Origin of the sequence: Halioxenophilus sp. WMMB6, from assembly GCF_033283405.1 — a bacterium.
GTDB lineage: Bacteria > Pseudomonadota > Gammaproteobacteria > Pseudomonadales > Cellvibrionaceae > Halioxenophilus.
The window spans coordinates 236677-249788 of the sequence record NZ_JAWMQR010000005.1 but is presented as its reverse complement, the minus strand read 5'-3'; the positions used below and the strand labels follow the sequence as shown (position 1 = coordinate 249788).

13 protein-coding genes are annotated in these 13112 nt (G+C 54.1%); all 13 read right to left on the bottom strand.

The window, feature by feature from the left end; translation table 11 throughout:
- Nucleotides 1-3: 3 nt before the first annotated feature.
- The 13 genes from SBL51_RS14350 to SBL51_RS14290 all read right to left on the bottom strand — a co-directional run bounded on the left by SBL51_RS14350 (nucleotide 4) and on the right by SBL51_RS14290 (nucleotide 13012).
- Nucleotides 4-831, bottom strand: a complete 828-nt coding sequence (locus SBL51_RS14350; RefSeq protein ID WP_317931700.1) for a MinD/ParA family protein — start codon at nucleotides 829-831, stop codon at nucleotides 4-6.
- A gap of 165 nt (nucleotides 832-996) precedes the next feature.
- The gene (gene flhF, locus SBL51_RS14345; RefSeq protein ID WP_317931699.1) at nucleotides 997-2520 is read right to left on the bottom strand and encodes a flagellar biosynthesis protein FlhF; all 1524 of its coding nucleotides are present in this window, start codon (nucleotides 2518-2520) and stop codon (nucleotides 997-999) included.
- A gap of 38 nt (nucleotides 2521-2558) precedes the next feature.
- Complete coding sequence (gene flhA, locus SBL51_RS14340; RefSeq protein WP_317931698.1) at nucleotides 2559-4772, bottom strand: flagellar biosynthesis protein FlhA; 2214 nt, start codon at nucleotides 4770-4772, stop codon at nucleotides 2559-2561.
- Nucleotides 4773-5038: 266 nt separating this feature from the next.
- Nucleotides 5039-6175, bottom strand: coding sequence for a flagellar biosynthesis protein FlhB (flhB, locus tag SBL51_RS14335; RefSeq protein WP_317931697.1), 1137 nt, complete (start codon nucleotides 6173-6175; stop codon nucleotides 5039-5041).
- Between the two features lie 5 nt (nucleotides 6176-6180).
- Complete coding sequence (gene fliR, locus SBL51_RS14330; protein WP_317931696.1) at nucleotides 6181-6924, bottom strand: flagellar biosynthetic protein FliR; 744 nt, start codon at nucleotides 6922-6924, stop codon at nucleotides 6181-6183.
- A 36-nt stretch (nucleotides 6925-6960) separates the two neighbouring features.
- Nucleotides 6961-7230 (bottom strand): flagellar biosynthesis protein FliQ, encoded by a 270-nt coding sequence (gene fliQ, locus SBL51_RS14325; RefSeq protein ID WP_317931695.1) that lies wholly within the window; start codon nucleotides 7228-7230, stop codon nucleotides 6961-6963.
- A 10-nt stretch (nucleotides 7231-7240) separates the two neighbouring features.
- Nucleotides 7241-7912: a flagellar type III secretion system pore protein FliP gene (gene fliP, locus SBL51_RS14320; protein WP_317931775.1), complete on the bottom strand. Its 672-nt coding sequence runs from the start codon at nucleotides 7910-7912 to the stop codon at nucleotides 7241-7243.
- A 215-nt stretch (nucleotides 7913-8127) separates the two neighbouring features.
- A complete protein-coding gene (gene fliO / locus SBL51_RS14315) occupies nucleotides 8128-8607 on the bottom strand; it encodes a flagellar biosynthetic protein FliO (RefSeq protein ID WP_317931694.1) in 480 nt (159 codons plus the stop codon).
- A 62-nt stretch (nucleotides 8608-8669) separates the two neighbouring features.
- Complete coding sequence (fliN, locus tag SBL51_RS14310; RefSeq protein ID WP_317931692.1) at nucleotides 8670-9104, bottom strand: flagellar motor switch protein FliN; 435 nt, start codon at nucleotides 9102-9104, stop codon at nucleotides 8670-8672.
- Complete coding sequence (gene fliM / locus SBL51_RS14305) at nucleotides 9097-10143, bottom strand: flagellar motor switch protein FliM (RefSeq protein WP_317931691.1); 1047 nt, start codon at nucleotides 10141-10143, stop codon at nucleotides 9097-9099. Before fliM ends, fliN begins: the two co-directional genes overlap by 8 nt.
- Nucleotides 10144-10162: 19 nt before the next feature.
- Nucleotides 10163-10675 carry a flagellar basal body-associated FliL family protein gene (locus SBL51_RS14300; protein WP_317931690.1) on the bottom strand — a complete coding sequence of 171 codons (513 nt, stop codon included), beginning with the start codon at nucleotides 10673-10675 and terminating at the stop codon, nucleotides 10163-10165.
- A gap of 375 nt (nucleotides 10676-11050) precedes the next feature.
- Nucleotides 11051-12358: a flagellar hook-length control protein FliK gene (locus tag SBL51_RS14295; RefSeq protein WP_317931689.1), complete on the bottom strand. Its 1308-nt coding sequence runs from the start codon at nucleotides 12356-12358 to the stop codon at nucleotides 11051-11053.
- Between the two features lie 297 nt (nucleotides 12359-12655).
- Nucleotides 12656-13012 (bottom strand): Hpt domain-containing protein, encoded by a 357-nt coding sequence (locus SBL51_RS14290; protein WP_317931688.1) that lies wholly within the window; start codon nucleotides 13010-13012, stop codon nucleotides 12656-12658.
- Nucleotides 13013-13112: the final 100 nt, after the last annotated feature.

The window sequence follows — 13112 nt, the reverse complement described above, 5'->3', positions numbered from 1 at the left end:
TAGTCACACTCTCATTTGCGTGCTGTGCAAGAGTCTCTCTACAAAGAATTCCAAATGTCCACGCGGCCCACTTGGCAGTGGCCACTCAACGACTTTCTGTGCGATGGAACGAATCGCTTGCGCCGCACGACTGCGGGGGGCATAGGTTAAGAGCGGGGTTTGCTTTTGTACGGCCTTGCGGACATTTTCGTCGAACGGAATCTGACCGATATACTGCAGGGTGACATCCAAAAAGCGATCGCAGACCATCTGCAATTTATTGAAAAGATTCTGCCCCTCGGTGAGCGTTCGCGTCATGTTGGCCACCACCCGAAAACGGGTCTGGTGATACTCGGTGCTAAGCAGTTTGATAAGGGCGTAGGCATCGGTAATGGAGGATGGCTCATCGCACACCACCACAACCACCTCGTGTGACGCCGTCACAAAGCTGACCACCGTATCGGAAATTCCCGCCGCGGTATCAATCACCAACACATCAAGCTGCTGATCCAGGCTACTAAACGCGTTGATCAGCGCAGCGTGCTGTTGTGCGTTCAATTGCGTCATCTGTTGCACACCCGAAGAGGCTGGCACCACTTTAATTCCGCCCGGGCCATCCACCAGCACGTCGCGCAGGTCACAGGCACCGCTCAGTACGTCTGCCAGATTGCGCGTCGATTTAATGCCGAGCAGAACATCGCAGTTGGCCAACCCTAGGTCGGCATCCAGCAATACAACGCGGCGCTGCATCTCCGCCAGGGCAATACTGATGTTTACCGATAAATTACTCTTGCCAACGCCACCCTTACCGCCGGTGACCGCCACCACTTGAACAGGCCTGCTGAGACTCATATCCACTCCAAACTGTGCGAAACCTGATCCCCGCGCGCTCGGTTACTCAGGCCCTGTAAATTAGTTATTCCTAAAAGTTTAGCCGCACCTTGGCAGTGTGCGACCGCAATCTCTACCAACGCCGCTGAAAAAGTAACCGTTTGCGAATCGTCAATTAGCACTGGCTTATGCACTCTGCCGCCGGGCACTAATGCCCGCCCCTACCCGACCAGGTTTGCGGCTCTGCTGTAACGCCGCCACCGAACGGCTGATCAGGTGGTGGGCCTTGGCTACGGCTATGTCGTCGGGGATATTCTGGCCGTCGGTGGTGTAGGCTACCGGCAGCTGACTGGCAACCACCGCATCCAGGGTTTCCCCCAGGCAGTCGGTCTCATCCAGCTTGGTGAGCACCAGGGCACGCACAGCCTGCTCGGCCACCGAATCCAGTAGATTGCGTTGAAAGCGGCTTTGCGCATTGCAGGCCAACACCAGTAACTTGCTCACACTCGGCAAGGCAAACAGCTGCTGCAGGAAGGGATCCTGCTGCATACCCTCGGCATTTACCCCCGGAGTATCAATCAACACCAGGCGGCAGTAATCGAGACTCGCCAGCGTCTGTGGCAGATCTTCCGCCCGCACCACGGTACGCAGCGGAATTTGCAGAATGTTGGCCAGGCTGCGCAGCTGTCCTTGAGAGCCCAAGCGCTCGTTGTCGAGGGTGACCAGTGCCACCGACTCGCGCCCCTCCGCTAAAACATAGCGGGTCGCCAGCTTGGCAATGGTTGTGGTTTTGCCGGCACCGGTGGGGCCAACAAACGCCAGCTGGCCACCGGATTTAATCAGATCGCAGTTGAGCGTTTTAATCTGGCTGCTCAAATAACTGATGGTGGTGCGCCAGGCGTTCTCCTGCTGCTTTTCCAGGGAAAGATCGCACTGCCGGTGAAATAGAGTACGGAATTGATTGCCAAAACCCATCAACTCCAGGCGACGGTCTGCGGCCAGCTGCGGTCCTTTCAAATTGGCGAATTGCGACTGTTGCAGTTGTAGCTCCAGTAACTCGCGCATGTCGCTGAGTTCGGTTTGCAGCAGATCGATCTGGCGCTGCTGGTGGGCCTCCTGGGCCATACTGTGAGTGCGGGCAAAGCGGTTATCCGGCTCGCTTGCGCTGGTTTCAGCCATTGGCGTATTGGGCTTGCTCACCAGCTCAATCGATTCGGCCACGGCCTGCGAAGCTGCGGCTTGAGTGGCGGTGGTCGGCACCGAGCGCATGGGTTTTTCCGCACGCGGCGCCGCTCGACCGGGGAAGGAGATATTCAGTTTTTCCAGCTGCTGGGCCAAATAGGAGACATCCGCACGCGGATCTTTTTTCTGTTCGGCGCTGTTTTTTTGACCGGAGATAGCTTTTTGACCGGAGATAGAGACCAGCGCATCGTCACCACCTTCGACAGTGGGGTCGCTCTCCATCGCCAGGCTCTCCTGTTCGGCCGCCAATTCGTATTTGGCAAAGGCACTGGTGACCTTATCTTCCGGCAGGGGTTCTGGTTTGTTCTCCGGCTTTAACCACTGTTGACAGTCGTCGCTGGTTGCCAAAATTTCGACACCCTTGCCATTTTTAGAGCTGGACAAGATCACGGCATCATCGCCTAAATCGGTACGCACTAACTCCAACGCGCGTCGCATGTCTGCAGCTTTATAGCGTTTTATTTGCATAAACTAAGCTCCGAAAACTCTCCAATCCATCATTCTATTTAGGCCGGCGCTCGACTACCGGATACCGCCCCATCAACATTAATTGCCTTGCTTTCTGGTATCTCTGCATAAGCCAGAACGCTGGCATCCAACCCCATTGCCCGAACCATCTTTCCAATCAGCCGGCGAATATTGCCTGCTACCAATAGAACTGCCGGTTTATTGGCAATTTCTTGCCGTTGAATTAGTTCCCGCATGGAGTTCTGCATGGCATCTATCAAGCCTGGCTCCAGGAATCCCGTCTCATCAGCGCCAGATTTTTGTGCCTGTGCATGGGCTTTAAGCAATAGCTGTTCCAAATCCGGTTGCAGCGTTAACACAGGCAGCGGATCTTTTCCTTTCGCCAGTCCGTACACAATTTGTCGGGAGAGTGCGACCCGGGCCGCGGCGGTTAACTGCTCGGTATCCACGGTATTTTCCGAGGCGGCCAGCAAGGCCTCGCAGATGGAACGGAAATCGCGAATGCCGATATGCTCTTTCAGCAGGTTTTGGCAAACTTTCAGTACCGAGTTAATCGATAATTTATCGGGCACCAGTTCCGCCACCAGTTTTGGTGAAGACTTGGCCAGCTGATCCAACAGTTTTTGAATCTCTTCGTGGCCAATCAATTCATAAATATGTTTCTGCAAAACCTGGTTAAGGTGAGTCGCGATTACCGTACTGGTATCGACCACCGTGTAACCCAACGACTGCGCCTGATCTTTACGGTTGCGTTCAATCCACACCGCCGGCAGACCAAAGGCGGGATCAAAACCAGCCACGCCATCAATCTCACCCAGCACCTGGCCGGGGTTAATGGCCAAATCGCGATCGGGGAAGACTTCACCTTCACCAACACTGACACCCATTAATAAAATCCGGTAGGCCGATGGCGCCAAGTCGAGGTTATCGCGGATATGCACACTGGGAACCAAAAACCCCTTCTCCTGGGAGATGCGCTTGCGAATCCCTTTAATCCGCCCCAACAGCTCACCGCCCTGGGGTTTATTGACCAGGGGAATTAAACGGTAGCCCACCTCCAGACCAATCATGTCGACCGGCTGCACGTCGTCCCAGCTCAACTCCACCTGCTCGGGTTTGGCCTCAATAATTTCGCCACCGGCGGTGGCACCGGGCAGCGCTGCCGGCACTGCCCCCCGCCGCCGGCCCGGATCTTCGGCAGCACTAACTTCAACAACGGCGGTTTTACGGCGATGGATAAGATAGGCCAGGCCACCACAGACACTGCCCAACCCCAAAAAGGCGACATGCGGCATGCCGGGAATACTGCCCATTAACAGTAAAATTCCGGCCGATACGCCCAGCGCCTTGGGCGAGTCAAACATTTGGTTGACCACCTGGCTGCGCATATCTTCCGTGCTGTTGACCCGGGTAACCATAATCGCGGCGGCGGTGGAGAGCAGCAGTGACGGAATTTGTGCTACCAGGCCATCACCGATGGTAAGCAGGATGTAACGCTGCAGGGCATCGGCGAAGGTCAATTGGTGTTGAATCATACCGATGGCCAGGCCGCCGATAATATTGAGAAACAGAATCAGAATCCCGGCGACGGCATCGCCGCGCACAAATTTACTGGCACCATCCATCGCCCCGTAGAAGTCCGCCTCACTGGCCACCTCTTCCCGGCGCAGACGCGCCTCATCCTGATTAATTAAGCCGGCATTGAGGTCGGCGTCGATCGCCATCTGCTTACCGGGCATGGCATCCAAGGTGAATCGGGCACTCACTTCGGAGATACGGCCGGCACCTTTGGTAACCACCACAAAGTTGATGATCATCAGAATGATAAATACCACCAGACCAACGGCATAGTTACCGCCAATCACCACTTCACCAAAAGCCTGGATCACCTTACCGGCGGCATCACCACCGGCGTGCCCTTCCAGCAGCACCACACGGGTGGAGGCCACATTCAAAGCCAGGCGCAAGAGTGTGGCGATCAACAGGATGGTGGGGAATACAGCAAATTCCAGTGGCCGCAAACTGTAGACGCCCACCAGCAGGACAACGATCGAAAGCGCAATATTAAAGGAGAAGAAGACATCCAGCAGAAACGCCGGCAAAGGCAGCGTCATCATGCCCAACAGCATCAACAGCAGAATGGGAATACTCAGGTTGCCATTAAAAATTGTGCGTAGGCCACCCACCACCTGACTGCGGTCGAGTTTGGTATTGCGCAGATTATTCATCTGGCCAAGGGAAGGAAATTGCATGATGCCCTAACTGATCCTGTTAATTGCCATTCACTCCAACCTGCTGAGCCGCGGTTATTCTGACTCTTGGCGCAGGGCCATTACGAAAACATCAATTTTTTGACGCTGACGATGTGGTAATGAGAGATATCGCAATTTGCGTACCGACCAGACATGCTTTTAATTTTTTTTATTGAAAGCCGGTGCGGTGCAGCAACCCAGGGAGAGCAGCTGATCAATTAACGAACAGTTAACGATCAATTAATCAGTAATCGACCCGCAATTCGCTATTGATCAAACTGATAGTAATCCGGAATGGGGTAACGTTTCGGCAATTTCGGACGGGCGCCCTTACCGCGACGGTACTGCCGCAACTGGAAGATATAGGCCAGTACTTGCGCCACGGCCATGTAGAGGCCAGAGGGAATTTCGCTGTCCAGATCCGTGGTGTGGTAAACCGCCCGCGCCAGCGCCGGAGCCTGCACCACCTCTACCTGATGAGCCTGGGCTATCTCCCGGATTTTCAGCGCGATATGGTCCACCCCTTTGGCCACCACCCGCGGTGTGGACATGGTTTGCGGGTCATATTTTAGCGCCACCGAGTAGTGCGTGGGGTTGGTGATAATGACATCCGCCTCAGGCACGGCCGCCATCATACGGCTGTTAGCCAGATCGCGTTGCAGTTGGCGAATACGACCCTTGACTTCCGGTTTACCTTCGGAGTCTTTCATCTCGTCTTTAATTTCCTGGCGAGACATTTTCAATTGACGATTGGTGTCCCACATTTGGAAGGGGATATCCAGAGCCGCAATAATCACCGTGGTGGCCGACAGCAGAATAGCCGACATAGCAATCATTTTTACCGAGTGCACCAGCGCCTGGCGGGTACTCTCATCCGAGAGCCCGATGATATCGGCCTGCTCGCTTTTCAGAAGCAAAATGGCCGCAACCAAAATGATCGCCACCTTACCCAGCGCCTTACCCAACTCCACCAACGCCTTGACCGAAAACATCCGCTTAAGCCCGGACATGGGATTTAAGCGCTCAAATTTTGGCATCATCGATTTGGAACTGAACAACCAACCACCCAGGGCGATAGGCCCAACAATCGATAACACCAACAGCACCAGGAAAAAAGGCACCAACAACCAGAGGCCAGCAAAGATGCTGGCCGAGAGGTTCATAATCATGTGGCTGGTATCAAAGGCCCGACTGCGATCAAATTCGAGATTCTGAGTGAAGATCTGCATAAAACCTTGGGTCAGATCACTGCCCAGAAAATAGAGCGTCACCGTCGCCCCCAACAACAGTGCGGTGGTGGTCAACTCGCGCGACCTGGGAACCTGCCCCTCTTCCCGCGCCTTCTCCAGGCGCTTGGGTGTGGGCTGTTCCGTTCTTTCCTGACTGCTGTCGTTTTCCGCCATGGCCGTTAGAGTCCGATAAAGCTCTCAACAAATTCGAATAACTGGTTACTGCGTAACTCAAATTGCGGCAGAAAATTAACCAGCCCAAACCAGATAATCACCATGCCAAACACCAGGGTAATGGGAAAACCCACGGCAAATACGTTCATCTGAGGCGCCGAACGGCTCATTACACCAAAGGCCAGGTTGACCACCAGCAGCGCGGTAATAATCGGCAACGCCATTACCAGGGCACCGGCAAAGACCCAACTGCCGAGGCGGGCAAACTCCAGCCACTGCTCACCGGAGAAGATCGCCCCGCCCACCGGCCAGGCATAAAAGCTGCGCACAATCAGTTCAATAAGAATGAGGTGACCATTCATGCTTAAAAAAAGCAGGATGGCCATGGTCAGATAGAACTGCGACAACACGGTAACTGTAACGCCGTTGGCCGGGTCGTTCATGGAGGCGAAGCCCAAGCCCATGTTCATGGCGATCGCCTGGCCACCCACCACAAAAAGTTGCATTAACAACTGGAAGATAAAGCCGAGGGCGGCGCCAAAAATAAATTGCTGAACGGTAATAATCATCCCCGGTAGCGATAACATCTCCACATCGGGCATGGTCGGCAGCAGTGGAGCCACCAAAATAGTGAGCGGGATAGCCAGCACCAGGCGAATACGTGCCGGCATTACCTGAGCGCCAAAGATAGGTACCGCAACAATAAAGGCGGAAATTCTGATCAACGGCCACAAATACTGACCCAGCATTTGTGAGATCTGAACATCAGTCAATTGCCACACAGGCTAGCCTATCAGATTGGGAATTTCGGTAATCAAGGTGGTAAACAGGTCCATCAATTTGGTCATCAACCAACCGCCCGCCAGCATAATGGTAAACAAGGTAATGATTAAACGCGGCAGAAAGCTCAGGGTCTGCTCGTTAATCTGTGTTGCCGCCTGGAACATACTGACAATCAAGCCCACCACCAGGCTCGGGCCAACGATAACCGCCACCATCATTACCGTGAGCAAAAAGGCGCCTGCGAACAGGTCCATCACTACTTCGGGAGTCATAAGCGGTTACCTATACCTTAAAGCTGGCCGCCAGGCTGCCAATTACCAGCGCCCAGCCATCCACCAACACAAACAACATTATCTTAAATGGCAACGAGATAATGAGCGGCGACAGCATCATCATACCCATGGCCATTAAAACCGAGGCGACCACAATATCGATCACCAAGAAGGGAATAAAAATAATAAAGCCAATCTGAAAGGCGGTTTTTAATTCGCTGGTGACAAAGGCCGGCACCAACACGACAAAGGGCACCTCTTCCGGCGTGTTAACCGCTTCATAGTTGCCGATATCCATAAACAACTTAATGTCAGTTTCGCGGGTTTGCGCCAGCATAAATTGGTGGATGGGTTGTTTGGCGTTGGCCAGCGCTTCGGGCGCGGTTATCGTCTCATTCAGGTAGGGGGTTAAAGCCACCTCATTAATTTTGATAAACACCGGCGACATGATAAACAGCGTTAGAAAGAGCGACAGACCAATTAAAATCTGATTGGAGGGCGACTGCTGCAAGCCCAACGCCTGCCGAAGAATGGAAAAAACAATAATTATTCGGGTGAACGAGGTCATCATCATAACGATCGCTGGGATAAACGTCAGCGCCGTCATAATGGCTAGAATTTGCAGCGTTACCGAATACTCCTGGCTGCCATCGGCCTTGGTGGTCACGGTCATGGCCGTCATACCGGGCAGATTTTCAAGGGGCAAGGTGGCGCTGCGGTTTTCTGCCGCTGCCGCCAGTGTCGATTCAGCTTCGTCCAAGGTAGTGGCAGATTGCGCTTCGACATGTAGCGCACTGCCTAGCAATAGCAGCAACGCCAAGCGGCAACCAACGGAGATGGTTAAACGCCCTACCCGGTTCAACAACTTGCCTGCAGAAAAATAGTGGCCAAACAGCATTACTGACGGCCCCGATCGGAAAACTTGCTGAAGATCTGTTGAAAAGTGAGCGGACCATCAGCCTTGGGCAATTTTGTGTCGCTGTTGGCCTCTACCTGGCTGGCCTGCTCCAGTTCACCTTCAGCAAAGGTATGCAGCAGAGAGATGTTGTTCGGGGTAAGCCCCAATAGCAGATGGCGATTAGCCACTTCAACAATTACCAGTTTTTCTTTCATACCAATGGCGGTTTGACTGGTAACCCGAATCAGTTTTTGTTGAGAAAAGCCCGCCAGACCATTAACGCGCTTTAAAAGCCAGGCCAGGGCGAAAATCAAGCCCAGGGTCACGGCCAAGCCGAGCACCATTTTAACGGCGTATTGACCACCGGAAACATCGGGCAGAGTGGATTGGGCAGTGGCCACTTGACTCGCCAGCAAGCCAACCAGCCCCAGGCTGCAGCGGTCTCGGGCTTTCAAACAGAGTGCGATAATTTCTTTCACGTTAGTTCTTATCAATTGTGGGGGGTTACACACGAATGGCGTTCGAATCCAGTAAGCCAGGCTTATCGCAAGCGTTTGATCCGTTCACTGGGGCTGATGACATCGGTCATACGGATGCCGAATTTCTCGTTCACCACCACCACTTCTCCGTGCGCAATTAAGGTCCCGTTCACCAGCACATCCAAAGGCTCACCGGCAAGACGATCCAGCTCAATTACCGACCCCTGATTCAACTGCAACAGGTTGCGGATACTGATTGAGGTACTGCCCACCTGCATGGAGATGGTAACCGGAATATCCAAGATGACATCGATATCCGTGGCCAGTGCCGGGCCGGCGTCATCCGGTTTGCTGAACTCGTCCAGATTTATTGACTCCGCACCACCGGCCGAGGCATCGCTGACCTCCTGCTCGGCCATAGCTGCTGCCCACTCATCCGCCATCGCATCCTGATCCACGTTATCGCCATCCAACTCTTTATCGTCAATATCACTCATGACTATCACCGTTACTGTCTGATTCGATCTTTTTCTTCATGGTCACCAACTGCGGGAGAGTGCTTTTTTCCGCGTGTTTTGGTCGCTCAACAAAATTCAAAATTTTCAGAGCCAGGTTGCCTTCATGCTGACCCAGCATCGATCGGAACATCGGCACTCTGTTGGCGGTAATGATGTGGTGAGGCGGCATATCAATGGGAATAACATCGCCCGTTTTCAGGCCGACAATATCGCGCAGCGTGACTTCCGTATTAACGATCTCACACTCCAGATCCACCACCGCTTCCATCACATCCTCTCGCAGCGCGGTAATCCAGCGCTCGTCCCGTTCATCACTGTCGCTCTGCAAGCCGGCATCCAACATCTCCCGAATGGGTTCGATGGTGGAGTAGGGAATGGTGATGTGCAGTTCGCCACCACCACCATCCAGTTCAATGTGGAAAGTACTCACCACCACCACTTCACTGGGGCTGACAATATTGGCCATCGATGGGTTAACTTCGGAGTTGATAAATTCAAACTCCAGCGGCAGCACCGCTTTCCAGGCTTCCGTTAAATCAACAAAGGCCTGTTGTAGAACCATCTGTACCACACGCAGCTCGGTGGGGGTAAATTCCCGGCCTTCGATTTTTGCGTGGCGACCATCGCCACCAAAAAAATTATCCACCAGTTTAAAAACCAGTTTGGCGTCGAGAATAATTAACGCGGTACCGCGCAATGGTCGAAACTTAACCATGTTTAAACTGGTCGGCACATACAAGGTGTGCACATACTCACCAAACTTCTGAATCTGTACACCACCAACCGAAACATCGGCGGTGCGCCGCAACAGATTAAACATACTGATGCGGGTGTAGCGGGCGAAGCGCTCGTTGATCATCTCCAGCGTCGGCATACGCCCACGAACGATGCGATCCTGGCTGGTTAAATCATAGGTTTTGGCCGAGCCCGGCTCGCCGTCGGATTCGACCTCTATGTCGCCCTCATCGACCCCGTGTAAAAGGGCATCGATCTCGTCTTGTGACAGTAAATCCTGCAATGCTGTGCCCTCTAAGAAACTATTGCATCACCAGATTGGTAAACAACACCTGCTCTACGCCAGGCTCACCCATCTCTTCTTGTAAAATTTGCTGAACCCTGTCCAGCGCCTGCTGACGCATCAGCTCTTTGCCTTCCGCGGTTTGCACCTCGTTAAACTCAAGGCCGCTGAAGGCCATAATCAGATCGTTGCGAATACGTGAGCTGTGCAGCTCCACCTCTTTCACCACCGCTTCCGAGCGGGTCATCAGTGTCAGATCAATTTGCGCGTAGCGTTGACGGCCGCGATCGCTATAGGTCAATAACAGTGGTGGCTTAAGTGGGAAATAGATCGCGGGCAGTTTCACCTCCTCTTCCGCCGGCATCTCGCCTGCGTCCATCTCATCGGTGGCGGCCATCTCCGGCTCCTCTTTGAAGAGCATCAACACCCCCACCGTACCACCCACAGAGATCAGCACGAGCAGTAATCCAATAATAACCAGCAGCAGCATTTTACCTTTGCCGCCACCCTCTGCTTGATCGTCTTCAGCCATGTCAAAAACTCGTCGTTTTACGCAATATTTTTTCCTGTGTAACCAGTTGAGCAATAGCTATGCCAGTGGTTTTTTTTGACCACTGAGCGGTAAGCCGGGCGGTGCGCCGGATGGGGTGTTAAATAAGAGATGGTCGTTGACGGTGGGGCAAGTTAATTACACAAACTACTTAAAAACAGCTGTTTGCGCGTTGCTCGCTCTTAGTGGGCGATAAAGTCGGGCCGCCCTGAACAAATGGCGGTGCAGCAAGGGCCGAAATGGCTGGCGTACTTTTGCTAGATATTTTTACCAAGCGTTCGGCCACTCGGCGGATAACAATTGCCAAGAATTTGACTACCCACGGCAGACCGACCTGCCGGGGTGGCCCGGGAGAGGTCAAACGTACTGATCAACCAGATATTGGCTAATCGCTTTGCTGGTTTGCAGTGGAGTGGCCTCCAGACTAACCACTTCTGCTGCAGGCGCATCCGACTCTTCATGCTGAGGCTGATCGGAATTTTCAGCAAAGGAGTGATCGGAAACACCGACATCAACCAGATTCAGCCCCTCACCGGCAAACATCTCCCGCAGGCGCGCGGCCGACTGATCCAGGGCGTCCCGCACCTGTGCTGAGTGGCTGTTAAACACCACCTGGGCCTGATCATTATGAATGGTGACGTGGGCCCGCAGTGGCCCCAGTTCCGGCGGGTCGAGATGAATCTCCGCCTCGCTTAGCCCCTGGCTCGCCATCCACAACACCTTCTCGGCCACCTCATCGCCCCAACCGGCCGCGCCCACGGTTTGGGTGGTGGCCAACTGGTTGAGCGTGCTTACCGATAGCCTGGATTCCAGCGCCGATAAGGGGTTGGCCGGTACAGGGCCATCCGGCACCGGGCTGCTGGTATCGGCACCGGCGTTGTTGCTGGCAGTAACCGCCACGTCCAGTAATTTATCGAACGACGGCAGATTCAGATTCTCGGCACCGGGCAAAGACTTGGCGGCGCTATCGCCTAAAACTCCGGCCGTCATTGGCTGCAGTGAGGACGGTTGCTCCTGTGCGACGGCCGCAGGAGCTGTCGCAGCGGTGGCGGGTACGGCTTGCGCGCTGGTCTGCCACTGTGAACCAAGTTGCAGGCCACTCGGTCTGGTAACCGATTGCTCGTCAGTGAGCGGGGTCAGCACGCCAATGGCTGCAGGATCCGTGGTAACCTGCCCCGCGCTCGTCGTACTGGTGGTGGACAGAGCCGCAGCAGCATCCACATCAGCCGTCGCCAGCGGTACCAACAGCGCTTGTTCGGGCAGCTCTGCGGAGGGGGCAACATTGGTCAGATCAACACCCACCTCACCGCCGGTCGGCGCTGGTTTCACGTCGCTGGCAGCAAACAACACCGAAATCAGAGCCGCCTCCGGCAGTATTTCAGCCTGATCTTCCGTGCCCGGCTCACTATCGGCCATTAGCTTTAATTGGCTGTGCATTTGCAATCCCGACAAGGTCGCCGGGCCTAGGGGAGGCGCAGAATCGGGCTGGCCCACCGCCTGCTCGAAATATTGCGCAAATTGCTCGCCAGCAGCGGCCTCATTGGCTAACGGCGCGTCACCCACACTGGCGATTTTTGCCCCTTTCACCGTTAGCGGCGACGAGCTGCTACTGGCTGGAATATTGGTAGAACTGTTTGTTGGCAACAACAAGTTGGTGGAGGTCATAACTCACTTTCCCGAGGGCAACAATTTGCCGGTTACTTTCCCCGCAGGCGGCAATCACCGGCCGACGAGGCAATACCATATTTTACTTATACTCGCCCCACTCCCCTATTTAACGGGGGGTTAGCCTCAATCACTTCACAACCGGGTTGCGATGTCACTTCGGGCAGGGGCAACAATTGGGAAAATAGCAAAGGCGATGCCAATGACTGGGACGAGGAAGTGCTGTTAGCGGTTTTGCAAGAGAGGTCTTTCGAGTATGTCGATAACGGTGAGCGCTTCTTGTTAGTAAAGAGTGTTTTACTGAGACGCACCGCTACTGAGAATTTCGAGCTCAGGCAACATCAATTCATGCAGCTGTTTGATTTTGGCCACCAGCTGCGGCGCCTGTTCGAGATTATTGGCCATGGCCATGCTCTCCAACTGCCAACACAACTCAGCCAGTGCGCTGGCTCCCACGTTGCCACTGCTCCCTTTCAGGCTATGCGCCGCCAGCCTAAGCGCAGCAGCGTCGGGAGCCCCTGCCACCAGTGCTTCCAGCTCCAGCAGACGGGTATGTGAATCGCGCTTATAAACTGCATAGAGTTCGGCCAGTTCACTGCCCATGATAGCTCGCAGGCCGTCGAGTGCGGCCTCGTCAATATATTGGAAAGTCATTATTTACCGATTCCTGTACCACCTGGCAGCGATTCGCCCAGGTATTGAATGTAAACGACCATCGCTAACTGACAGACGACTGTTGTTGCCAACAGTTGCT